The 24,669-nt window shown below is 38.0% G+C and carries 21 protein-coding genes, 2 riboswitches and 1 other annotated feature; of the genes, 10 read left to right on the top strand and 11 right to left on the bottom strand.

Going from position 1 to position 24,669, the window contains the following annotated elements; translation table 11 throughout:
• Positions 1-7: 7 nt before the first annotated feature.
• From ACMZ42_RS06995 to ACMZ42_RS07010, 4 genes are all read right to left on the bottom strand, one after another.
• Positions 8-679 (bottom strand): methionine ABC transporter permease, encoded by a 672-nt coding sequence (locus ACMZ42_RS06995; protein WP_415730994.1) that lies wholly within the window; start codon positions 677-679, stop codon positions 8-10.
• Positions 672-1,697 (bottom strand): methionine ABC transporter ATP-binding protein, encoded by a 1,026-nt coding sequence (locus ACMZ42_RS07000; RefSeq protein ID WP_370083707.1) that lies wholly within the window; start codon positions 1,695-1,697, stop codon positions 672-674. Before ACMZ42_RS07000 ends, ACMZ42_RS06995 begins: the two co-directional genes overlap by 8 nt.
• A 105-nt stretch (positions 1,698-1,802) precedes the next feature.
• Entirely contained in the window at positions 1,803-2,636 is an 834-nt protein-coding gene (locus tag ACMZ42_RS07005) for a MetQ/NlpA family ABC transporter substrate-binding protein (protein WP_415730995.1), read from the bottom strand.
• A 90-nt stretch (positions 2,637-2,726) separates the two neighbouring features.
• Positions 2,727-2,831: riboswitch (SAM riboswitch) on the bottom strand.
• Positions 2,832-3,018: 187 nt separating this feature from the next.
• Positions 3,019-4,188 carry a pyridoxal phosphate-dependent aminotransferase gene (locus tag ACMZ42_RS07010; protein WP_415730996.1) on the bottom strand — a complete coding sequence of 390 codons (1,170 nt, stop codon included), beginning with the start codon at positions 4,186-4,188 and terminating at the stop codon, positions 3,019-3,021.
• A 107-nt stretch (positions 4,189-4,295) separates the two neighbouring features.
• Between ACMZ42_RS07010 and ACMZ42_RS07015 the strand changes: the two genes are divergently transcribed.
• The 3 genes from ACMZ42_RS07015 to ACMZ42_RS07025 all read left to right on the top strand — a co-directional run bounded on the left by ACMZ42_RS07015 (position 4,296) and on the right by ACMZ42_RS07025 (position 6,429).
• The gene (locus ACMZ42_RS07015) at positions 4,296-5,090 is read left to right on the top strand and encodes a PhzF family phenazine biosynthesis protein (protein ID WP_415730997.1); all 795 of its coding nucleotides are present in this window, start codon (positions 4,296-4,298) and stop codon (positions 5,088-5,090) included.
• An 82-nt stretch (positions 5,091-5,172) separates the two neighbouring features.
• On the top strand, positions 5,173-5,967 hold the full coding sequence (locus ACMZ42_RS07020; protein WP_415730998.1) for a carbon-nitrogen family hydrolase: 795 nt from the start codon (positions 5,173-5,175) through the stop codon (positions 5,965-5,967).
• 30 nt (positions 5,968-5,997) lie between these two features.
• Positions 5,998-6,429 carry a hypothetical protein gene (locus tag ACMZ42_RS07025; protein WP_415730999.1) on the top strand — a complete coding sequence of 144 codons (432 nt, stop codon included), beginning with the start codon at positions 5,998-6,000 and terminating at the stop codon, positions 6,427-6,429.
• A 3-nt stretch (positions 6,430-6,432) separates the two neighbouring features.
• Here ACMZ42_RS07025 and ACMZ42_RS07030 read toward each other — a convergent pair whose 3' ends face one another.
• Positions 6,433-8,001: a PucR family transcriptional regulator gene (locus ACMZ42_RS07030; protein WP_415731000.1), complete on the bottom strand. Its 1,569-nt coding sequence runs from the start codon at positions 7,999-8,001 to the stop codon at positions 6,433-6,435.
• 225 nt (positions 8,002-8,226) lie between these two features.
• Between ACMZ42_RS07030 and ACMZ42_RS07035 the strand changes: the two genes are divergently transcribed.
• Genes ACMZ42_RS07035 through ACMZ42_RS07045 form a run of 3 tightly spaced genes read left to right on the top strand, consistent with a single transcriptional unit; the run spans position 8,227 to position 12,567 of the window.
• The gene (locus ACMZ42_RS07035) at positions 8,227-9,636 is read left to right on the top strand and encodes an amino acid permease (protein WP_415731001.1); all 1,410 of its coding nucleotides are present in this window, start codon (positions 8,227-8,229) and stop codon (positions 9,634-9,636) included.
• 24 nt (positions 9,637-9,660) lie between these two features.
• Positions 9,661-11,190: a CoA-acylating methylmalonate-semialdehyde dehydrogenase gene (locus ACMZ42_RS07040; RefSeq protein WP_415731002.1), complete on the top strand. Its 1,530-nt coding sequence runs from the start codon at positions 9,661-9,663 to the stop codon at positions 11,188-11,190.
• A 24-nt stretch (positions 11,191-11,214) separates the two neighbouring features.
• Positions 11,215-12,567, top strand: coding sequence for an aspartate aminotransferase family protein (locus tag ACMZ42_RS07045; protein ID WP_415731003.1), 1,353 nt, complete (start codon positions 11,215-11,217; stop codon positions 12,565-12,567).
• 168 nt (positions 12,568-12,735) lie between these two features.
• Here ACMZ42_RS07045 and ACMZ42_RS07050 read toward each other — a convergent pair whose 3' ends face one another.
• Positions 12,736-13,905, bottom strand: a complete 1,170-nt coding sequence (locus tag ACMZ42_RS07050; RefSeq protein WP_370082848.1) for an FtsW/RodA/SpoVE family cell cycle protein — start codon at positions 13,903-13,905, stop codon at positions 12,736-12,738.
• A 392-nt stretch (positions 13,906-14,297) separates the two neighbouring features.
• Between ACMZ42_RS07050 and ACMZ42_RS07055 the strand changes: the two genes are divergently transcribed.
• A complete protein-coding gene (locus ACMZ42_RS07055; RefSeq protein ID WP_415731004.1) occupies positions 14,298-15,971 on the top strand; it encodes a methyl-accepting chemotaxis protein in 1,674 nt (557 codons plus the stop codon).
• Positions 15,972-16,294: 323 nt separating this feature from the next.
• Positions 16,295-17,248: an L-threonine 3-dehydrogenase gene (locus ACMZ42_RS07060; RefSeq protein ID WP_370082844.1), complete on the top strand. Its 954-nt coding sequence runs from the start codon at positions 16,295-16,297 to the stop codon at positions 17,246-17,248.
• 466 nt (positions 17,249-17,714) lie between these two features.
• Here ACMZ42_RS07060 and ACMZ42_RS07065 read toward each other — a convergent pair whose 3' ends face one another.
• Complete coding sequence (locus ACMZ42_RS07065) at positions 17,715-18,710, bottom strand: serine hydrolase domain-containing protein (protein WP_415731005.1); 996 nt, start codon at positions 18,708-18,710, stop codon at positions 17,715-17,717.
• Between the two features lie 296 nt (positions 18,711-19,006).
• Between ACMZ42_RS07065 and ACMZ42_RS07070 the strand changes: the two genes are divergently transcribed.
• Positions 19,007-20,632, top strand: a complete 1,626-nt coding sequence (locus ACMZ42_RS07070) for a long-chain fatty acid--CoA ligase (protein ID WP_415731006.1) — start codon at positions 19,007-19,009, stop codon at positions 20,630-20,632.
• A gap of 43 nt (positions 20,633-20,675) precedes the next feature.
• Here the strand turns inward: ACMZ42_RS07070 and trpB are convergent, their stop codons facing one another.
• From trpB to ACMZ42_RS07090, 4 genes are all read right to left on the bottom strand, one after another.
• Positions 20,676-21,839 carry a tryptophan synthase subunit beta gene (trpB, locus tag ACMZ42_RS07075; protein WP_415731007.1) on the bottom strand — a complete coding sequence of 388 codons (1,164 nt, stop codon included), beginning with the start codon at positions 21,837-21,839 and terminating at the stop codon, positions 20,676-20,678.
• Positions 21,840-21,899: 60 nt separating this feature from the next.
• Positions 21,900-22,100 (bottom strand) — a binding site (T-box leader).
• Between the two features lie 92 nt (positions 22,101-22,192).
• Complete coding sequence (locus ACMZ42_RS07080) at positions 22,193-22,675, bottom strand: QueT transporter family protein (protein WP_370082836.1); 483 nt, start codon at positions 22,673-22,675, stop codon at positions 22,193-22,195.
• A 6-nt stretch (positions 22,676-22,681) separates the two neighbouring features.
• Positions 22,682-22,726: riboswitch (PreQ1 riboswitch) on the bottom strand.
• Between the two features lie 278 nt (positions 22,727-23,004).
• The gene (locus tag ACMZ42_RS07085) at positions 23,005-23,400 is read right to left on the bottom strand and encodes a DUF1259 domain-containing protein (RefSeq protein ID WP_415731008.1); all 396 of its coding nucleotides are present in this window, start codon (positions 23,398-23,400) and stop codon (positions 23,005-23,007) included.
• 72 nt (positions 23,401-23,472) lie between these two features.
• Positions 23,473-23,718, bottom strand: a complete 246-nt coding sequence (locus tag ACMZ42_RS07090) for a hypothetical protein (protein WP_370082832.1) — start codon at positions 23,716-23,718, stop codon at positions 23,473-23,475.
• 241 nt (positions 23,719-23,959) lie between these two features.
• Here ACMZ42_RS07090 and ACMZ42_RS07095 point away from each other — a divergent pair, with 241 nt between their 5' ends.
• On the top strand, positions 23,960-24,652 hold the full coding sequence (locus ACMZ42_RS07095) for an ABC transporter ATP-binding protein (RefSeq protein ID WP_415731009.1): 693 nt from the start codon (positions 23,960-23,962) through the stop codon (positions 24,650-24,652).
• The last annotated feature ends 17 nt before the right edge of the window (positions 24,653-24,669 follow it).

Genomic DNA, 24,669 nt, shown 5'->3' on the forward strand with positions numbered 1-24,669 from the left:
CCTCCTACTAATCTTTTTTTAACTTCGCGGCAAAGCGGTTACCTATTGATTGAATAATCTGAACAAGAATGATTAAGATAAACACTGTCGCATACATTACATCGACCTCATAGCGTAAATGACCGTAACGGTATGCGAGATCACCTAGACCACCAGCACCAACCATTCCTGCCATTGCTGTTGCTCCTATAAGACCGATTGTGGCAATCGTTAAACCTAATATAATGGATGGGCGAGCCTCACGTAATAAGACATTCCAAATAATATGACGACGTTTAATACCCATTGCTGTATAAGCTTCCACCACACCTGGATCAACTTCTAAAAGTGCCGTTTCCATAAGTCGCGCAATATAAGGCGCTGTATAAACAACAAGCGGTACAATAACACCTTTTACACCAATAGTTGTGCCGACGATTAGCTTCGTGAACGGTAAAATGAAAAATAGTAAAATAATGAACGGTACAGAGCGAATAATATTAATAAATAAATTGAAAAATTGGTAGAGAAATTTATTTTCAAACGATTGCCCCGGGCGAGTTAAAACGATTAAAAGCCCCAAAGGGATCCCAATTAAAATAGAAAAGAACAATGAAATCCCGACCATCTGAAAGGTTTCGATAATGGATTTCCCAATAACATCTGACCAATCTGCAAAGAAGCTTTGAATGCTATTCATTTAATTCGCCTCCTAATTCCTCAACGCTTACTCCGTTTTCTGTAAAATACTTAAGTGCTTTTTCTACGATATGTGCTTCACCGTGTAGATGCACGACAATATTACCGACAATGCCGTTTTTTAATTCAATGATATTGGCGGTTAAAATATTCGGTTGAACATCATAAACTTTACTCACTTCTGCTAGTAATGGTTTCCCTGTACTTTCACCAAGGAATGTTAAACGAATAACGCTTCCTGAAACATTTAATTGCTCGATAAGGGAAGGGGATAAATTACGTTGAGAAATGGTATTTAAAAACTTTCGTGTCGTTGGATGCTGAGGCTTTGAAAATAGGTCTATAGCAGAGCCGTATTCCACAACCGCCCCTGATTCAAGAACAGATACATCGTCGCAAATTTTTTGAATAACATTCATTTCATGTGTAATGAGTAAAATAGTGATGCCTAGCTCGCGATTAATTTTCAAGAGAAGCTCAAGAATGGCGTCAGTTGTTTCGGGGTCGAGTGCACTTGTCGCTTCATCACTGAGCAAAATCTCAGGCTCTTGGGCAAGGGCACGTGCAATAGCGACACGTTGCTTTTGACCACCTGAAAGCTGGCTAGGATAGCTATCTAATTTCTCTGTTAGGCCAACAATTTCTGCATATTTTGCAACGCGTTTTTTCACTTCGGAGTCGTTATAGCCTAGAAGCTTTAATGGTACCGAGATATTGTTGTAAACAGTCGCTGTTTTTAAAAGGTTAAAATGCTGGAATATCATCCCGATTTTTTGACGAGTTTTGCGAAGGTCGTTTAGAGAAAGGGAAGTAATATCTACATGATCGATTAATACCTTTCCTGTTGTTGGACGTTCTAATAAATTGACACAGCGAATAAGGGTACTTTTTCCTGCACCACTGTAGCCAATAACCCCATGAATTTCACCTTTTTTGACATGCAAGTTAATACCATCTACTGCTTTGACGATACCATTTTTAGTTTTAAATTCTTTTGTTATATTTTCTAGTTGAATCATACGGTGATATCTCCTTTCTTAGTCCTTCTATAAATCAAGAATCTGCTAGCTTTCCTGTAGGAGTCCCGCAGATTCTTGATTTTATGAATGGTCCTTAATCGTCACTTACCAGCTTGGAATTACAGAGCCTTGGAATTCTTCTTCAATAAAATTGCGTACCTCATCAGATTGATAAGCTTCAACAAATTTTTTGATCGTTGGGTCATCTTTGTTTTCGGCACGTACTACAATGTAATTCACATATGGAGAGTCCGTAGATTCTAAAAGAATGGAGTCTTTTTTAGGATTAATGCCAGCATCAAGAGCGAAGTTTGTATTAATAGCTGCTACATCTACTTCACTAAGCTGTTTTGGAATTTGTGCAGCCTCTAATTCAATGAATTTCAAATTCTTTTTGTTTTCTTCCACATCGCGAATAGATGCTGTTAAGTCTGCACCGTCTTTTAATTTAATATAGCCTGCCTCTTGAAGGACAAATAGAGCACGAGCCCCGTTTGTTGGATCATTTGGCAATCCGAACGTTGCACCATCAGGAACGTCATCAAATGATTTATATTTCTCAGAGTATATGCCTAGAGGATTTAAAATTGTTTTTCCAACTGGCACTAAATCTGTATTGTGATCTTTGTTAAATGTCTCGAGGAATGGCTTGTGTTGATAACTGTTTACATCAAGATCGCCCTCTGCTAACGATGTATTTGGTAAAACATAATCAGAGAAAGATTTTACTTCTACCTCTAAGCCATTTTCTTTGGCAACTTTTGCTACAACCTCAGCAATTTGTTCGTGTGGACCAGAAGTTACACCTACTACAATTTTATTTTCATTAATAGCCTTATTTTGACTATCCTTACTATTTTCTTTAGTACCACAGCCTACTAATGCTGCTACTAATGTGAGACTTGCTAAACCTAATAAAATTTTATTTTTCTTTTTCATGAAACATACCTCCAAAGTTTTTTTATCGGTTTTTGAAAATAAAAAAAACTCTCTTAAAAAAATTAAGAGAGGCTCATAAAAAAGTGTCCTCTCTTATCTTTCAAACGATGATCGTTTGCAGGATTTAGCACCTTCCTTAAAAAAGGAGGTTGCCGAGCTTCATAGGGCCAGTCCCTCAGCTACTCTTGATAAGAGATTTATAATATTTTTTTGTAAATCCGATAGAACTAATATAAATTATAGGATATAGTAAGTCAATTGAATTTTTAAAATTTTTTATTTTGTTATAATATTTAGTTGCGAAAGAATCCGCAAGAAAGAGACAAAACTGTTCCCATAGCAAGTTTGAGCTAATGGAACAGTTTTTCGGGTAGAGTCTACTTCATGAGTTAAATAAGTTTAATTTTTCAATTCTACTGATCGCTTCACGTAAGCGGTCTTCGCTAACAAGTAAGCCAACCCGGACATAGCCTTCACCATATTGACCGAAGCCATTGCCTGCAGCTACTGCGATATCAGCTTTGTCGAGCAATAAATCGGCAAATTGTTCACTCGTAAAACCTAATGGAACAGGGAGCCATGCAAAGAAAGAGCCTCTCGGTGCTGTTACTTGCCAACCAATTCGCTGAGCTTCTTCGATCAGTACGTTTCGTCGACGCTCATAAGTCGCACTTAGCTTATCCGCGCAACTCTGGGAAGCAGTAAGTGCAACTGCCGCGGCTTGTTGCACGGCAGGGAATTGACTACAAAATAGATGATCTTGAATAAGGTTAATGGCTGCAACAATATCAGGGTTACCAACTGCAAAACCAATGCGCCAGCCTGCCATATTATACGTTTTGGATAATGTATACATTTCGATACCGACATCTTTTGCACCGTCAGCTTGCAGGAAGCTGATAGGTTTATTGCCGTCAAATCCAATCGCCCCGTAGGCAAAATCATGTGCTACGATAATATTGTGCTCTTTTGCAAAGCGTACTGTTTCCTCGAAAAATTCAAGTGTTGCAGTACCGCCAGTTGGGTTATTCGGGTAATTCAAGTAAAGCATCTTCGCCTTTTCTTTTACTGCATCGGATAAAGCATTATAATCAGGCAGAAAATGATTTTCTGCAAAAAGAGGCATAACTTCAAAATTAACATCACCTAATACGACACCTGATAAGTAATCTGGATATCCAGGATCGGGTAATAGCATAGTATCACCGGGGTTTAAAACGGCTAACGGTAACTCAACAAGACCAATTTTCGTACCACCGAGAATAGCTACTTCTGTGTCAGGATCAATGTCAACATTGTATTCGCGTTTGTAGAAACTTGCAGCTGCTTGGCGTAATTCTGCTATGCCACGAAATGGAGAGTATTTATGATTTTGAGGATTTTCTGCCGCCTCCTGCAATGCTTTAATAATATGTGGAGGAGTGGGTTGATCTGGATTACCTTGACCAAGATTAATAACATCACGCCCTTCAGCAAGAGCAGCGTTTACTTTTTGCACAAGTGCTGCAAAAAATTGAGTTGGGAGTTGCTGTAGTTTTTTTGAGAATTCCATGCACGTCCACCTTTTTCAGAATATAATAATTATTAAAGATATGATGCACATAATATTACTTTTTTTAGTAATTGTCTAGAGCCCAATAGTATATGAGGTGAGGAAAATTGAATAAAGTCTCGTATTTTATCGTCAATGCTTTTACTACAGAACTTTATAAGGGAAATCCCGCAGCAGTCTGTTTACTTGATTCACCAATACCTGAGTCGACCATGCAGAAAATTGCTCAGGAGATTCCCGTACCAACAACAGCTTTTGTCCAAAAGAAGGATCATGATTTTTTTCTTAGATGGTTTACGCCAGCAAAGGAAATACCAATTTGTGGACATGGAACAATCGCTAGCGCTTTTTTACTTTGGAAACAAGGAATTGTACCCGTCAATTCTTCGATTACATTCCAGACTGTAAGCGGTCCTTTGCAAGCAAATTGGTTGAATGAACTAGTTGAAATAACAATTAGGAAGTACCAGTTAGAAGAGATTGAATGTCCTTTGGAGCTTGAGGAATGGCTTGGTGTGAAACCAACATATGTAGGGAAAACAGAATTGGATTATATAGTGGAGCTAAGTCACGAAGAGTATATTGCAGACTTTAAAGCTGATTTTCGTGCGATGAAACAGTTCCCGGTACGTGGTGTTTGTATTACAAGCCGTTCTAAAGATGAGGGGATTGATATTGTCTCAAGATTCTTTTCTCCAGCACAGGGCATTGATGAAGACCATGTAAATGGTTCCACTCATGGTGCGTTAGGACCTTACTGGTGTGAAAAGTTATCAAAAGAAAGCATTGTGAGCAATCAGCTTTCAAAACGTGGTGGGCTATTGTACGTTACACCGAAAATAAAAGATGTGGCAATTGCGGGTTCGGCTGTTCAAGTATTGAGTGGTGAAATATTAATCTAAATATTTGAGCTTAAACCATGGAAGTAAGGTTGATTTATTGTAGTATAAATACAGAACAGTACTGTCTAGAGGAGGAATAGCAATGAAGATTGGTTGTATCCAATTAAACGTAGGTTTTGGCAAAGTAGAAGAAAATTTTGCTCGCGCTGAGGACAAGATTCGTGAAGCCGCAAAAAAAGGTGCAGAAATTATTGTACTACCAGAAATGTGGAATTCAGGCTATGCTCTTGAAAAATTATCAGAGCTTGCAGATGTGGATGGAGAGCGTTCGAAAGCATTTTTATCAAACCTAGCGAAAGAGCTTGGCGTACATATTGTTGGTGGCTCTGTTTCAACGAAGAAGGGCGATAAATTTTACAACACGATGTATACGTTTGATAAAAATGGTGAGTTAGTAGGTGAATATAACAAGGCACATCTTTTCCGTTTGATGGACGAGCATTTATATTTAGAAGCTGGGGATGAGATGAATCGCTTTGCACTTGGAGAAATCGAGGCTGCAGGCGTGATTTGCTACGATATTCGCTTCCCAGAATGGCTACGTGCTCACGCCTTAGAAGGTGCAAAGGTCTTGTTCGTACCGGCGCAATGGCCGACACCACGTATCGATCATTGGAAAACATTGTTGCAAGCACGTGCCATTGAAAATCAATGCTTTGTGATTGCTGTTAATCGCATTTCTAGAAAGGTAGAAAACTTCAATGGTCAATCAATGATTATTCAACCATGGGGCGAAGTGCTGTGGGTTGGTGCAGAGGACGAAGAAGTAGCTGTCATCGACGTGGACTTTTCAATTGTCGACGAAGTACGAGGCCGAATTCCTGTTTATGACGACCGCAGACCAGGATTATATAGCGGAGTAGTTACCGGAAACTAAAATCTGCTAGCACGCTCAAGGAGCAAAGCGATGTTGAGCGTGCTAGGCATGGTGAACATCGCTGATAAAGTAGCGAACAACGCTGATAAAGTAGCGAACAACGCTGATAAAGTAGCGAACAACGCTGATAAAGTAGCGAACAACGCTGATAAAGTAGCGAACATCGCTGATAAACTTACGAACATCGCTGATAAACCCGTGAACAACGCCGCAAACCAGGCGAACAACGCCGCTAACCCGGTGAACAACGCCGCTAACCAGGTGAACAACGCCGCTAACGCAGAGAACAACGCCGCTAAACCCGCGAACAACGCCGCAAACCCGGCGACCAACGCTGCCAACCCGGCGACCAACGCCGCAAACCCGACGACCAACGCCGCAAACCAGGCGAACAACGCCGCTAACGCAGAGAACAACGCCGCTACCCCGGCGACCAACGCCGGTAACCCAATCAACAACTAGAAATTAATTTTTCTCCTCAATTAAAGAATTAGCAAGCAACATAAATTCAAGCGTAATCCGATTATGGCCCTTCATGAAATTTTCTCCTAAGAGACTTTCAAGCTTTTTTAAACGATGGTAGAGCGTTTGGCGAACGATGAACAGTTGGTTGGCTGTTTGTTGTTTGGAGCCATTCGTTTGTAAGTATACCTGCAGAGTTTCTAATAGCTTACTGTTATATTTTTTGTCGTATTCAATGACAGGCTGTAAATAGTCTTGAATCACTTCCTGTAAATTGACTTGCATCTGTAATTTATAGATGAGGTGATACAGATGTAAATCATCGTAAAAATAAGATGTTGTTTGTACTTTCCTGCAAATATACAATGTTTCGAGTGCCGTTTGATAGCTCTTTGGCATTTCTTCTACGTCTGCAACGACTTTGCCAATGGCGATTTGATAACCTTGTGCCATTTGTTTTTTATAAAAATCGGTTTTCTGAACGGAAGAAACTAACGTATTTAATACTTCGCGACTCGATTTGCTATCTTTCTTATGGAGTAAAATAAAGATGACATAGCTTTTTCTTTCGAATAAAAATGCTATAAATCCATTTTGCTCAAAAAGGTTTCGATAGTAGAGCTTACTATAGACAATATCCTCCTGCACCTTAGAAATTGCATTAGGAGTTGCTAAAATAAAAATGGCTCCGCTAGTAAGTTTATAGTTAGAATGATGGGTTACGATAAATTTATAAATTTCCTCTTTCGATAGTTTTTGATCGATCCAATCCGCTAAAATAGAGGCATCCTCAATGTCCCTTTTTTCTTCAATATAAAATTCTCTCATTAACAGCTGCGCTAACGCAGTAGCTGTACGATCTAAAATAAGTAATTCGAACTCCGAAAATAGACCATCCTCTCTAAAGAGCGTTAAATCTGCATAATGTTGATCAAAAATAAAGATGGGTTCATTTTTAAATACTGGTGCTGAATTTTTCATCGTTAAAAGTTGTTGGCGCTTATGATGCGGGATGTTTGGAAAAAAGATAGGCTCTCGACCTTTAATAGAAAAGATAATTTGTGTCTTTAATTTATGATACATATTTTGTAAGACTTCTTCTGAGGTCTGCCCTAATAGAGCGTTTTTATTTAATGTTTGAGAGTAGGATTCTAAAGTAGAGATCATTAAATATTGTTGGTTCATAATTTGACTATGTAAATCTTGTGTAATACGGACGAAAGGAACCGTGTCATGAAAAACGATAATAGGGAAGCTGTGACGGTTAGCAAGGGCTACAATTACTTCTGGGATGGTTTGTATGGAAGTCCCGTATTCAATGCACAATGCCGCGCAATTTTTTTTGATTAAGGATTCTACGAAAAAGATAAAGTTTTCTATGCTGTGCTGAAGGCTGATCCCTGTTGTTAAAACTAATTCATCACCAGCTAGAAAATTATCTACTTGTATAATTTCGATAACATGGGCCCATTTTACAATGCGTAATAAGCCATCTTCACCAGCTACGACCTCTGCACTTTGGAAGTATGTATTTTCTAACACATCCTGCACTTGAAGCTTAAATTGACTCATTTTATCCCCCTTCCTTTTAACATAGACCTTTTTCTAGATTTCTTATTGATGTGTTGTTTTTGCTTAAATAAACCGAAATATCGTATTTTAAGAATGTTTAGTCTATTTTACATTATGTTTAAAACAAATGCATAGAATTTTACAGTTTGTCTATTACTTCGTTTCTATGTAACATGTAAAATTTTTGTAAGCGGTATTCCAATCTAATAAAAGAGGTGGGCTGATATGGAGCAACAGACGCATTTACAAAGAGGGTTAAAGAAAAGGCATATGACGATGATCGCTATTGCAGGGGTTATCGGAGCCGGTCTATTTATGGGAAGTGGCTCAGTAATTAACTTAGCCGGCCCTGGCGCAATTTTATCTTATATCTTTGCGGGCATTATCGTTATTCTTGTCATGCGAATGCTTGGAGAAATGGCAGCTGTCAATCCAACAAGTGGATCTTTTGCGCATTATGCACATGAAGCAATTGGTCCGTGGGCTGGTTTTATGATTGGCTGGTTATATTGTTTTTTCTGGGTTGTCGCCATTGCTTTAGAGGCAACAGCAGCAGCTGCGATTATTCAATATTGGTATGATGGGATCCCTTTATGGCTACTAAGTCTTTTATTAACCGTAGCACTTACTTTAACAAATGTTGTTTCCGTAAAAGCTTTTGGTGAATTTGAATATTGGTTCTCTCTTATTAAGGTTACAAGTATTATAGCTTTTTTGGCACTTGGTGCATTTATTATTTTCGGTATCGCACCTAATTTTGATGCAGTAGGTACTGCCAATTTAATCGGTGAGGGTGGCTTTTTACCAAATGGTTTTGGTGCTGTCTTGATGGGCGTAGTGATTGTTATTTTCTCCTTTATGGGAACGGAGATTGTTGCTATTGCAGCAGGGGAATCTGACGAACCGTTAGCAGCGGTGACAAAAGCTACAAATTCAATTACTTGGCGTATTTTGATTTTCTACGTTGGATCAATAACGGTAGTTGTCACATTATTACCTTGGCATTCCTCAGATATTTTAACAAGTCCCTATGTAGCAGTTTTGGATTATATCGGTATTCCAGCAGCTGCGCAAATCATGAATTTTGTTGTTTTAACAGCGGTTTTATCGTGCTTAAACTCCGCGCTTTACGCAACATCTCGAATGGTATTTTCTTTAGCGGAGAAAGGGGAGGCCCCAAAAGCATTTTTGAAATTAAATAAAAAGGGAGCACCTGTTAATGCCATATTAACAGCGACATTCTTCTCTTATATTGCCGTTATTATGAACTATGTTTCACCAGATAAAGTATTTATGTTTTTACTTAGTTCATGTAGTGCAATCACGTTGATTCTTTACTTAATCATTGCTTTTTCACAATTAAAAATGCGACGGAAAATTGAGAAAGAAAATCCCGAGCTATTAAAAGTGAAAATGTGGTTATTCCCATATTTAACGTATTTCACAATATTAGTTATCACAGCTTTGCTAGTCGCTATGTTCTTTATTGAATCGATGCGTTCTCAAATTTTATTTACATGTATTGTAGTGGCAGTAGTGATGATTTTCTATTTAGTTACACAAAAGAAAAAGTCACCTAACCCAGTAGATGAAGCAAGTTCTATTTTTCAAAAGGAAAAATTGGATTTTGAATAACAATAAACGAGGAGTGGGGAAATTATGACAGTTCAGCAAAAAGTGAAAACGCTATCACATTTTATTAATGGGGTTGAAACAGCAGGTACTAGTGGCTGTTACTCGGAAGTTTATAATCCAACAACAGGAGAGGTCATCGCGCAAGTTCCGTTAGCGACTAGAGATGAGGTGAAGCAGGCTATCCAGCAAGCGAAGGCAGCTTTCCCTGCATGGAAAAAGACATCGATTGGTAAACGGGTTGAGGTTTTGCATCGTTTCCGTCAGTTATTAGTGGAAAGACAAGATGAGCTTATCAAAATAATTTGTGAGGAAAGTGGGAAAACGAAGGAAGATGCTAAGGGCGAAATTGTTCGTGGCATTGAATCTGTAGATATGGCAATAAGTGCCCCACAAATGCTGAAAGGGGAATACTCGGTTAATGTAGGCGGCGATATTAATGCCTTTTCTGCAAAAGCTCCACTTGGAGTTGTTGCAACCATTGCTCCATTTAATTTCCCTGTTATGGTGCCACTGGCGATTACAAGTATGGCAGTTGCGGTAGGAAATGCAGTTATTTTAAATCCGTCTGAGCGTGTGCCAATGTCAGCCTTATATTTAAGTAACTTATGGAAAGAGGCAGGACTGCCAGATGGAATTTGGACAGTCGTGAATGGTGATAAAGAAGCGGTTAATGAACTGCTTGAAAATAAAGAGATACAAGCAATTTCATTTGTTGGATCAACACCTGTTGCGGAGTATATTTACCAAACAGGGACGAAGCACAATAAACGAGTTGCTGCATTTGGTGGCGGGAAGAACTTTATGGTTGTCATGCCAGATGCAAACCTAGAGCAAACGGCTAATGCCTTTTTAGGTGCAGCCTATGGAGCGGCGTCCCAACGTTGTATGGCTATTTCAGGAGCGATTGTCGTCGGGAAAGATACTGAACAACGCTTTACAGAGATATTAAAAGAGAAAATTTTAAAATTAAAGGTTGGTCCATATACAGATGACGAGGTAGACTTTGGCCCAGTTATTACGCAGCAATCAAAAGAAACTATTCTTCGATATATCGACGGTGCTATTGCGGAAGGGGCTAATCTTGTGACGGATGGTCGAAATCCGAAAATATGCGAAACGTCGAAAGGCTTTTATCTTGGTCCGACATTATTAAATAATGTGACTCCAGAAATGACTATTTTTAAAGAGGAGGTATTTGGCCCTGCACGTATTGTTGTAGGCGTTGAAACCTTACAAGAAGCTATTGATTTGATTAATGATCACGAACTTGGAAATGGTGTCACGATGTTTACGGGTAGCGGTTCGGCGGCGCGCAAATTCCAAGAAGAAATTGAAGTAGGTATGGTAGGCGTTAATGTTCCGATTCCGATTCCAGTTGGCTATCACAATTTTGGCGGATGGAAGCGCTCTAAGTTTGGCGAAGGGCATATGTTTGGACCAGACCAAGCACGATTCTTTACGAAAGCAAAAACGATTTCTGAACGCTGGCCAGATGAAACAGAGGATACGACAAGTTCATTTGCGTTCCCAAGCAATAACGATGCGAATAAGTGAAAAAACATAAAGGGGTGTATAGATATGGTTCAAGTAAATCTTCAAAGTGATATTTTAAAGAAAGATGAACAATATGTATGGCATTCAATGAAACCCTACAATCCACAAGCAACCTATGTAGTAGAAAAATCAAATGGTGCGAGGATTGTTGATACAGATGGCGTTGAATATATTGATGCAATGGCGGGATTGTGGTGTGTAAATGTGGGTTATGGACGTAAGGAATTAGCAGATGTTGCACATGAGCAGATGATGAAAAATGCGTATGCTCCTTTATCGCAGGGACATTTACCAGCAGTTGAACTGGCTGAAAAGATTAATGAAATGCTTGGTGGAGATTATGTTATTTTCTTCTCTAATAGTGGGTCAGAGGCTAACGAAACTGCGTTTAAAATTGCGCGTCAGTATCATCAACAAAAAGGGGAAAGCTCTCGCTATAAGATTGTTTCTCGCTACCGTGCATACCACGGAAGTTCTTTTGGAGCATTGGCTGCGACTGGGCAAGCGGAACGAAAATATAAATATGAACCACTATCTCCTGGTTTTATCCATGTAGCACCACCTGATCAATATCGTGAACATGAAAGTGATACACTTGCCCCGGCAGATTTAGCAAGCGTCAAGGCTGTAGATAAGACGATGACATGGGAGCTAAGTGAAACAGTAGCCGCTATGATTTTAGAGCCAATTATTACAGGTGGGGGCGTCATTATGCCTCCGGAGAACTATTTAAGGGGCATTGAAGAAGTGTGTAAAAAACATGGAGCTTTAATGATTGTAGACGAAGTAATTTGTGGCTTTGGTCGAACAGGTAAGCCATTTGGATTTATGAACTACGGTGTTAAACCAGATATTATTACGATGGCCAAAGGAATTACAAGTGCCTATTTACCATTATCAGCTACAGCGGTAAAACGGGAAATTTATGAGGCATTTACCGAGTCTGATGCATACGGTTATTTCCGTCATGTCAATACATTTGGTGGATCACCAGTCGCATGTGCGGTCGCATTAAAAAATATTGAAATTCTTCAGCAAGAAGCATTATTTGAAAGATCAAGTCAGGTTGGAGCTGCTACTCTGCAAGCACTTCAGCAAGCATTGAGTAATCACCCGAATGTTGGAAATGTTCGAGGCAAAGGTTTATTAATTGGCATCGAGTTAGTGTCAGATAAAACATCGAAAGAGCCTTTACCAGTAGATAAAGTAAATGCTGTTATTGCGGCATGTAAGGAGCAGGGTGTTATTATCGGTAAAAATGGTGCCACTGTTGCAGGCTTCAATAACGTATTAACATTATCTCCACCACTTAATATTGTACAAGAGGATCTTGATACAATAATAAAAGCTGTTATTGATAGTATTCATAAAATTTAAATAAAAAGCTGTCTCAAAAGTCATAGTAAAACTTTTGAGACAGCTTTTTGATTATCTTACAGCATAAGAAATGCAAGGCGAACTATGAGTATGAACAAAACAACTCCTGTTAGGAACAGTAACAATAAAATTCTCTTTTTTAAAGTATCATCCATACACACCTTCACCTTACTCCTTTGTTGTTTTAAACATATAGCCGCTATAAGAATTGTAGATAATCATCACAATGCCCATTAACATGAAATTGGATATGAGTGAACTTCCGCCATAGCTTAAAAATGGCAAAGTCATACCTGTTACAGGTAAAAGTCCAATGGTCATACCGATATTTTGTGTAATTTGGAAGGCTAATAAACTAGAAATACCAGCTCCCATCAGCGTCATAAATGGGTCCTGTGCTTCTACTGTAATGAGAACAATACGGTAAATAACAAAAAATAAAAGAGTAATAACAAATGCCGCTCCAATGAACCCGACCTCTTCAGCAATGTTGGCAAAAATGAAATCGGTATGCTTTTCCACGACATAGACATTATTGTTCATGTAACCTTTTCCGGTAAACTGTCCTGTACCAATTGCTGAAAATCCCTGCCTTGTTTGAAAAGATGAGTCCGGATATTCATTAGGCTGCAACCATCCATTAATTCGAGAAATCTGATGCCCTGACATTTTATTTAATATTTTGTCTGTAAAAAATTCATTAAATTTTACATATAGAATAGCCACAACGCTGAGAATTGATACTGGAATGGCTGTAAAGATTATTAGCAATTTTTTTTGTATACCTGAAAAGAAAATCATCGGTACAATCATCGACATATAAAGCATGACCATGCCCGTATCAGGTTGCTTGTAAACAGCAAGCATAGGGGGAAGAGTGATAATAGCAATGATTAAGAGTAGCCGCATATCCGTTAAAAAGGTAGGGCGCACATATTTCTCTCGATGTGCAACAATGACCTTACTGACAACAATTAAAAGTGCGAACTTTAAAAACTCTGACGGCTGAAATGATCCTAACACTGGAATTTGGTACCAACGCTTCGCCTCATTAACAGTCCGAGCTATACTTTCGGGTGCAATAAATAAAGCAAATGTTAACAAGACCATCGCCCAATAAAACGGCCAGCCAATTTTTTGTAGTTGTTCAATATCAAGCATTGCTACTCCATACATAACTAAAAATCCGATTAGGTAATAAAAAAACTGCTTTATAATAAACGAGCTTGTATACTGCTCAAACACCGTACTACTGGAATGAACAAAAAGACAACTAATGATACCGAGCAATGCTAAGCTAATAACTAAACTTTTATCTAATTTTTTGATTTGTAACATTCAAACACCTCCTTTTTACCACACTATTAATAGACAACGATAAGGAAATACAGAAGGTTGCAAGTTAAATAAGTATTACAAAAATTACAAATCATAAACCAATTTTACTAATATATTAATTTTACATTTGATTCTATATGAGTAGATTTCTGGATTGCTACAATCACGTTTGGTTTATTTCTTGAGCTCTTCTGATGGGAGCTCTTTAGGTTACGACTGTGTTATATGCGGAAGCAAAACGCAGTAACAGGATGTGTTGTTAATATGATAACTTTGTGTTGGGATAAATCGATATAGTTTTGCAACTCTTCGTGCAATCTTTACAAAAATATAACACTGGCTTTATATCTTCATACTATTATTATTGGTAAGAGTTGGAGAAGGGGCCAAAGATGATGCATTTTTTTCGATACATAATGGTGAAGGACAAGTTACTTATACTGATGATTGTTTGTGTACTATCGAATGTATTGCTAGGTGTTTTTAGTGTTGATTATTTACGGAAAATGTCATGGCATGCAAGTGAAAGTTATACTGAAGGGCTTGTACCAATTGGGTGGTTAAATGAACTAGAGGAATCACAGCGACAGTTAGATTATTTAGTGGATTCAGCCGGAGCTTATCAAGAAATGACTGTCATTTTAAAAAACGCTGAGCAGCCATTAAATCATTTAGAAAGTCTAGAAATTGATCAAAAGACGAACCATCAGATGAAGAAATATAAGACCTTACTAGCACAGCAGGTAGAATTGATTAATAACTATAAACAATTGGGCCAAAATGAACAGCAACAATTTTATGGTCAATCTTATTTATCTGTAAGCCAGCAAAGTCATTCATTATTAGAAGAAACTCAAAGCTATTTGGTTCAGAGAGCTAATGAACAGCAACAGGCATACCAGAAAGATGTGCAATTTGGTTATTGGCTGTTAGGAGGAGTATGTTTATTTGTTGTTTTGTTAGTAATTTGTATAGGATTTATAGCAACAAAAGCTGTGAATATACCAACACGTCAATTGAAGTCATTATTAAAGCGAGCGGAGCAGGGCGATTTCACAGCGAATGCCAGTTATGTGGCGCAGGATGAGCTTGGCGAGGTAGTATTGTCTTACAATCAGATGGCAACAGAGGTGAAAAGACTACTTCATACAGTATCAAATAGTGCACATGAAGTTGAAGAAATGACTGGGAAACTGCAGGAATCTTCCGAGCAATCGTCTAATGCGACGCAAAAAATTGCAAAGGATGTGCAATCTATTTCAGATTCAACTGCTGCTTCTACTAAAAAATTAGCTTCCAATACAGCATCTCTAGAGGAAGTGCTAAATGGTGTGCAAGTAATTTTAGAAAAAGTGCAGGTTGTTGAAAATTTTGCTCATAAAACTGCGCGTGATGCAGAAAGTGGTACGGAAATCGTACAGGCGAATTTAACTCAAATACAGGCTATTAAACTTGCAGTTGAAAAATCGAATACGGCCATTTTTAATCTTGTAGAGAGAGCAGCTACAATCGATCAAATGATTGAAGTAATTGAAAAAATTACCGCGCAAACAAACCTCCTAGCCTTAAATGCATCTATTGAGGCCGCTAGAGCAGGGGAGCATGGTAAAGGATTTGCGGTGGTGGCCAATGAAGTTCGCAAGCTTGCTGAACAAACAGTTCATTCAACCCAAACGATTACGTCCATTGTACAAAATATTCATTTAGATTCTAGCTATGCTGTGCAAATGATGGAGGGTGTGTTAGTCGCAACTGAAAAGGGTGTGCAGGTTACAGGAGATACGGCAACAAGCTTCAATCAAATTTTAGAAAAAGTACATACAATGAAGCCATATATAATGGAAGTATCTGCAACCATTCAAGAAATTGCCAACCATACGAAAAAGGTTAATGAAGATGCGGTAATGTTAACATCATTTTCTGATAAGAATGCAGCATCCACTAAACATGTAGCTACTTTAACAGCCGATCAATTAACCGCACAGCAGCAATTCCATGATTATATTAAAGAGTTACATAAGGTATCAAAAGTTTTACAAATAGCCGTAAAGCGTTTCTCAATTTAATATGAACAAACGGACCTTTCTTTGCATACAAAGAAGGTTCTTTTTTTGACTAGTATCAAACAAAATTAAAATTGCTTATAAATGTACTTTTGAGATGTACATATGTATTTTGTTTGTTTTTCTAGCACAATATTTTATAGGCCTCATATACTAATGATAAAGGATTTTACGCTCTGTTTTTAAAAATTGGAAATATTGCGGTTGTATTTTTAATATGAACACTATATAATTAAATTCATCAGAAGTGTTATTAAACCAATGTTTAGTTATATATTATTGTACTTTCAGAAAGTACAATTGTTCACAGGTGGAGGTTTGGAGAAATGAAAAAGATAATGGTTACAGGAGCACTAGGTCAAATAGGTTCTGAGCTTGTAGAAAAACTTCGTAGTATTTATGGAGAGGACAATGTATTAGCGACAGATATTCGGAAGCTTGAGCATTCTAAGGGTCCGTTTGAAGTATTGGACGTGACGGATGGACAAAGAATGCATGATTTAGCGAAGGATTTTGGTGCAGATACGATGATGCATTTAGCGGCGTTATTATCAGCAACAGCAGAAAAAAATCCGTTACTAGCGTGGAATTTAAATATGGGTGGTTTAATGAATGCGTTAGAGGTTTCACGTGAGTTAAACTTGCAATTTTTTACGCCGAGTTCAATAGGCGCGTTCGGTCCGTCGACACCGAAGGATAATACGCCACAGGATACATTACAGCGTCCAACAACAATGTATGGGGTAAATAAAGTTGCTGGTGAGCTATTATGTGATTATTATTTCGATCGTTTTGGCGTAGATACTCGTGGTGTACGCTTCCCAGGGTTAATTTCATACGTAACTCCTCCAGGAGGTGGTACGACAGACTATGCAGTAGAGATCTTCTACGAGGCGATTAAGCAAGGGAAGTATACATCTTATATTCAAGAAGGTACGTACATGGACATGATGTACATGCCAGATGCATTGCAAGCTATTGTAGATGTAATGGAAGCCGATAGTAGCAAACTAATTCATCGCAATGCCTTTAATATCACTGCAATGAGCTTCGAGCCATCTGAGATTGCGGCGGAAATTAAAAAGCATTTGCCACATTTCCGTATGGATTATCATGTAGATCCAGTACGTCAAGCGATAGCAGATAGCTGGCCTAATTCTTTAAATATAGAAGCTGCACAAAAAGAATGGGGCTTTAAAGCACAGTATGATCTAGCAAAAATGACAGTTGATATGCTAGAAAAATTAAAAATCAAGCTACAAACAAAAGCTTGTTCATAAACAAATAATCCTAAAAATCGGACGAAGAATTTAGTTCTCTTCGTCTTTTTTTATTTTGACGGGCAATCACTTAAAATTGGAATGACACTTGCTAAACGTATACCGTGTATATAAGTTGATTGGATATGAAGGCTGGGCGAACCTTGGGATTAGCGTCACAGATGACCAACCAACCTCATGTTGCGCTATCGCACAGATAAAACCTTTTGTTGCTGTCGCTTCGCTATCGCACAGATAAAACCTTTTGTTGCTGTCGCTTCGCTATCGCACAGATAAAACCTTTTGTTGCTGTCGCTTCGCTATCGTACAGATAAAACCTGTTGTTGCTGTCGCTTCGCTATCGCACAGATAAAACCTTTTGTTGCCGTTACGTTGTGTAAAAGACAATAAAGTTATTTATTTTTAAAAACCTAAAACAAGCATAACCCCGTCCTAAATTTAGGGCGGGGTTAAAATATAGTTGTATTTACCGTTTGATCAAACCTTTGATATCTCTGAAAACTTTCCATACGTTACACCCAAAATTGCTTACCAATGTGATAAGTAAATCTTGTTGTTTGTCGTATGAACTATAAAAACTTATACCAGGGTCGCAGCCTTCAAAGTGGTAATCAAACATGCCTTCTTCTTTTTTATCCAGCCAAATCCCATACCCATAGCATTCTTCTTTCACTTGAGGAGTTAACATTTCTTTTAACATTTCCTTCGATATCAATTGACCTTTCATCAGACTGGCCCAGAACTTTTCAATATCGATTACAGTAGTAAATGCTCCTCCTGCTCCTGTTCCTTTTACGTCAACACTGTAAATATTGGTATAAAACTCTTGCCTGCTGTCATCATATACATATCCGTTCGCACATTGAGCAGGCAATCTGTCCAGTTCATAATACCCCGTATTCAACATACCGCAAGGAATAAAAACATGTTCATTAAGATATACATCAAATGAAGAGCCAGTAATGGCCTCAACAATAAGACCAAGAACAACAAATCCTGTATTATTGTATTGAAATCTATCTCCTGTAGGATACATCATCGGCTTATGTATAAATAATGGAATGATATCCGATGATGTGCGAATTTTATAATTGGGGTAATCTATCCATAGTTCGTCATAATCTTCCATGACAGACTCATCAAAATAGTCGGGTATTCCCGATGTATGATTAAGCAACTGCCTGATGGTGATATGAGGATCAATATTCTTTAAATCAAAATTCAAGATGTCCCCAATACAACTATCAAAAGATAATCGACTTTGTTCAATCAGTTGCAAAATGGTTATGGCAACAAATACTTTTCCTGCTGAGGCTGTTGCAAACTTCGTATTAATCTCGTTTGATACTTTATTTGGTAAATCTGCGTATCCAAAGGCTTTACGGTATACATTTTTACCATTTTGAGTGACTGATATGACTCCACTAAAATCTTCGTTTATACATTCGTCAAACCCCATCATTTCTCTCTCCTTTAAGTAAACTTATATTGATATATGCAAGTGTTAATTTTACTCATTCTTCCCTCCAACGCTCCAGGAAAGGCCCAGCCGGAACCGAAATCAACCCCACGTTTTGTGAATGAGTTTTTTAGAAAAAGTTAACAATAAAAAGAAAATTATTGGAATATATAGCTTAATTTATAATTTTCTACTATAATCATATTCAAAATATTAATAGTATTCAATTAAATTAGCTGTTAATATTTCACAAAGGTAATACAAAGGGAGTTCACAAGACGAAGGGATGGATGGTTTATATGATGCAGACGCCGTTAGTATTAACAAACTTTTTTAAACGAGCAGAAAGCTATTTTGCTAGAAAGACTATTATTTCACGGACGAGCCCACAAAAGATTCACCGTTTAACATATGGAGAATGGGCGAAAAGGACACGTCGCTTAGCAGATGCGCTTACAAAGCTGGGGATGACAAGAGGAATGAAAATTGGCTCCTTTGCCTGGAACCAGCATCGCCACTTAGAGGCTTATTTTGCGGTACCGTGTTCTGGCGCTATTTTACACATGGTGAATATTCGTTTATCAGAAGAGCATTTAATTTATATTATTAATCATGCAGAAGATGAGATTTTAATGATTGATGTGGATTTGCTACCAATTATTGAAAACATTGCGCCTGAGCTTAAGACAGTGAAACATTATATTATTATGACGGATGAGGATACTTTGCCAGAAACGACATTACCGAATGCATTATCGTATGAGGATTTATTAGCAGCAGCAGATGAAAACTATGAGTTCCCAGAAGATATCGGGGAAGAGGAGCCTGCTGGTATGTGCTATACAAGTGCTACAACAGGAAATCCAAAAGGGGTTGTTTATTCACATCGAGGTTTAGTGCTACATAGTATGATGCTCAGTATGTCTGATTCAATGGGCATTTCTGAACGTGATGTCGTGATGCCGATTGTGCCAATGTTTCATGCAAATGCATGGGGCTTACCGTTTGCAAGTGTCAATGTGGGTGCTACACAAGTATTGCCTGGTCCACAATTCACATCGGCAATCATTTTGGATTTAGTGGAGCAGGAGAAGATTACATTAACAGCTGGAGTGCCGACAATTTGGATTGGCGCGTTACAGGAACAAGAGAAGCGTGAGCGAGATATAAGTTCGCTACGAGCTATTTGTTGCGGTGGCTCTGCTTCACCTACTCGACTTATTCGTACATTTGAAGAGCAGTATGGCATTCCATATATCGTCGTGTATGGAATGACTGAAACAACGCCGATTGTAGCGTTATCAAATTATATGTCTTGGATGGATGAATGGCCAATTGAAAAGCGTATTGAATCGCGAGCAATGCAAGGAATGACGATGGCCGGTATTGAATCGAGTATTATTAATGACCATGGAGAAGTGCCATGGGACGGAGAGACAATGGGTGAGTTACGCTTACGAGGTCCATGGATTTCACACGAGTACTATCGGGATGAACGTACAAATGATGCCTATCGTGACGGCTGGTTATATACAGGGGACATTGCGGTACGAACAGAAGATGGCTTTATCAAAATAACAGATCGTACAAAGGATTTAATTAAATCAGGCGGGGAGTGGATCTCCTCGGTGGATTTAGAAAATGCGTTAATGACCCATGATGCAGTTTTGGAAGCAGCAGTTATTGCAATTCCGCATGTTAAATGGCAAGAACGCCCGCTAGCTTGTGTAGTATTGAAGGAAGGAATGTCAGCAAGTGAAGAGGAGCTTCTGGCATTTTTAGAAAGTCAATTTGCAAAATGGTGGGTACCAGATGATGTGGTATTTTTAGAAGAAATTCCAAAAACATCAGTTGGAAAGTTTCTGAAAGCCAAGCTTCGAGATAATGTGGCAGAAATTTATCCGAAATTAGCTTCATTCGTATAGTTAAAAGAGCGATTTCCATAAAGGAAGTCGCTCTTTCATTTTGTTATCTACTTAACATTTGGAATACTTGTTCCACGTCTTTGTCTCCACGGCCAGAGATATTGATAATAATGCTCTCTTCCGGAGATAGTGTTGGCGCAAGTTTTAGTGCATGAGCAACTGCGTGGGAGCTTTCAAGTGCAGGAATAATGCCTTCAACTTTTGACAGCACTTGGAATGCTTCAAGCACCTCTTCATTCGTCACCGTTACATATTCTCCACGACCAATTGTTTTTAAATAACTATGCTCTGGACCAGCTCCAGGATAATCTAGTCCAGCGGCAATCGAATAGGTTGGTAGTGGATTGCCCTCTGCATCTTGCAGTACTAAACATTTGAAGCCGTGTAATTCACCCGGTGTTCCTTCATTTAATGTTGCTGCTTTATCTGGTTCAATACCGATAAGGCGAACATTTTCATCTGCAATATATTCTGCAAAAGCACCGATCGCATTACTACCCCCACCGACGCAAGCAAGTACTGCTGCTGGTAGCTTCCCTTCTTTTTCTAAAATTTGTTCACGACTTTCACGGCTAATGACTGATTGGAAATGCTTGACCATTGAAGGGAATGGGTGAGGTCCAACAGCAGAACCTAGTAAATAGAAAGTCGTCTCGTAGTTTTCAACTAAATCAGCAAATGCTGCATCCACTGCATCCTTTAGTCGCCCCTGACCTTTATCAACGGCTACTACCTTGGCACCAAGTAGCTCCATACGGAAGACGTTTAATGCTTGGCGCTTTGTATCTTCTAAGCCCATATAAATTGTGCAATCCATCCCGAACATTGCACAAGCAGTTGCTGTTGCTACACCATGCTGACCTGCACCTGTTTCGGCGATCACACGATTAGCACCCATGCGCTTTGCCAATAAAATCTGTCCAAGAACGTTATTAATTTTATGTGAACCTGTATGGTTAAGATCTTCACGTTTTAAAAAAATTTTTGCGCCACCTAATTGTTTTGTTAAATTTTCAGCAAAATAAAGTGGAGATTTGCGCCCAACATATTCATGGAAATAATAATCTAGCTCTTTATTAAAGTCTTCATCGTCTTTATATTTTTGGAAGTTTTCATCTAAAATATTTAATACATTTTGAAGCTCATCAGGAACAAAGCTACCGCCAAATTCACCGAAATATCCTTTTTTCTCTACTACTATACTCATCTGCTCTCGACTCCTCTTATCTAATTTTTCCATAAAAAAAAGTCACTACAATCCTTCTGTAAAAAGGACGAGTAACCGTGGTGCCACCTTCATTCGCAAAAATTGCGCGCTTTCGTACTCCGGTAACGGGAAGTAAATTCGTCCTCACTTTTGATGAGGCTGCTCCAAAGCCCATTCACAAGTATGTACTACTGATTTGCACCAACCATCAGCTCTCTTTAAGTACGACCGCTTGCTACTATTCTTTTTCTTAGCATTTATTGAAATGAATTGTAAAGTATTTTCGGAATAGTGTCAAGATATCTTGGTGCCAAGAAATAAAAAAACGAATCTAATAAGATCCGTCTTTTAAATTAAATTAAATTTTTGAAGTTTAAGCGTTTATTCAATGTATACATAATCGGTGCACCGACCGCTAAGACAACAAATTCACCTGCAGCAACAGTTAACCATGTCCAGAAGAATGGTAGTTCTAATGCTAAGTTCAATTCAAATGCAATGATAAACATAGTACATGTAAATAAAAATGTATTGATGACTAAACGTGCCCAAATATTTTTGACAAATTTACAAATAAGAATGAACAACCCAAGGGTAATCATCGAATGGGCGACACCAAAAATTAAATCGTAGATACCGAGTGGTGAAAATATGTTGGAGATAAATACACCAATAATAATCCCAACGGCAAAACGAGGGTTAAAGGCAACCAAATGGTTAAACATTTCGGATAGACGGAACTGCACCTCTGTAAAGCCAAATGATCCGACTAATAATGTAACAGCAATGTAGAGAGCTGCAATAATGCCGCTCGTTGCTAAAAATTTTATTTTCATATTCATTTCTCCTTAGTTTTTTTACGTGGGATGGTTACGAACCACGTGAAGCAAATGCAATCATATCAATGTTCAAGCTTACTTGTAAATAGCGATGAGTAAAAAAAACGCAGAAATTCATAGTGCTAACGGTAATATTTGGCTCTTGCTCGTTGCTCATTAGTTCGAATTTGGAAACCATAAGAAGGGAGCTTGTACACTTGCTTCTTTACAGTTGGAATGAAATTGGTCTATAGATGAGAAGCAACTGTGAAAAATAAAAAATGAGTGATTTATCCAGTTAAATTAAAAAGAACTGTTCTAAGCAGTTCTTTTAACAAGTGTAGTTATCAGTAGTTTTTTAAAACACTAAATGCTTGGGCAAATTTTTGGGCAAAGATTAATGGGGGCTCTATTGATTGAAAGTGAACGTATAAAATAACTGGGGCTGAATAGATCCAGTGATTATGAACAGCACTTATAATCAAATTATTTTCTGCAAGTACCTTAACAAATGGAGGTAATTCCTCTTGAAGTACTACAACTTCACCTAAGTTAAGTGCATTTCCATATATATCAAGTGATTCGAATATTATCCCAGCATGAAGTGCACTACGACTTGGGCGACCTTGAATCATAACATTAAGATTTCGATTAAGTTTTACTGAGCATACACCATGTTCCGTTGAAGCTTTTCCGTTGGCAATCTGAGCAAATTTTGTACACATATCTTGAAAGCTTTGCATTTAGACACCTCTGCTTTTTTTAATTTAATGAGGATGCCTTGGAGCGAAAGTAGTAGAGGTCTCTGATTGAAATTATTCATCTAAAACATTTTTAATTTCTCCTATTTCAAAAATTATATCGTCTAGTTGTTTTTTGAATTCATCCGAATATTCTAATTCTCCATCTAAATCTTTTGTATATTCCAAGGCATTTAAGGCAAAATCTAGAGCAAATGCGAATAGACTGTCACAAAGATCAGAAATGATTGTGTCAATATCTCCTATATTTGCATTTTGCTTTTCAGAAGGTTGATTTAAATCGATATCTTCATTGTTCATGGTATTCCTCCTTTTTGAAAACAGCACTAGTCTCATTTGCATCATATGCATTAAATGTAAAAAAGGAGACTGAAAAGGAATAGTGTCTGTAGAAAAATTAAGTCGCATCTAACCAGATGTGGCTTTTTACTATGCATGATTGAACGGAGCATTTTAGTTATTGACAAACTAATTAATCAATAATATCGTTTATTTATTAATTGATTAATTAATTAATAAACGAAATGTTTGGAGGTCTAATATGTTAAGAGTAGAAAATTTGGTTAAAAGTTATCAAAATGGTCGTGAATTGCTTTATGCATTAAATTCAGTTTCATTATCAATTGGTGATGGGGAATTCGTTGTCATTCTTGGCCCTTCTGGATCGGGTAAATCTACGCTCCTTAATGTAATTTCTGGTTTAGAGCAACCAGATTCAGGAAGCGTTACTTACGATGACTACGAGATTTGTGGATTAAATCAGAAAGATCTTACGTTGTTTAGACGTGATAAAACAGCTTTTATTTTTCAAGCATATTATTTACTGCCGTTTTTAAATGTAGAATCTAACATTAAAATGGGTGCTGACTTAAAAGGGAACAAAAATATTTCTGAAATAATGGATGGTGTAGGGCTTCAAGGATTAGAAAAACGCCTTCCTTATGAACTTTCAGGGGGGCAACAACAACGAGTATCTATTGCACGTGCTTTAGCGAAAAAACCGGATTTTTTGTTTTGTGATGAACCAACTGGAGCATTAGATGAAGAAACGAGCAAACAAATCTTAACTTATTTGAAGCAGCTTCAAAAACAATTGAAATTTACAATTATTATGGTAACGCACAATGTTAGTATTGCTCAAATTGCAACAAAGGTTATTAAAATGACTAGCGGGAAAATCGTAGAAGTAACTAACAATACTAATCCACTAGATGTTGAAGAAATTACATGGTGAGAAGGGGAGTACATTTG

Source organism: Lysinibacillus sp. NPDC056185, assembly GCF_047737915.1.
Taxonomy (GTDB): domain Bacteria; phylum Bacillota; class Bacilli; order Bacillales_A; family Planococcaceae; genus Lysinibacillus.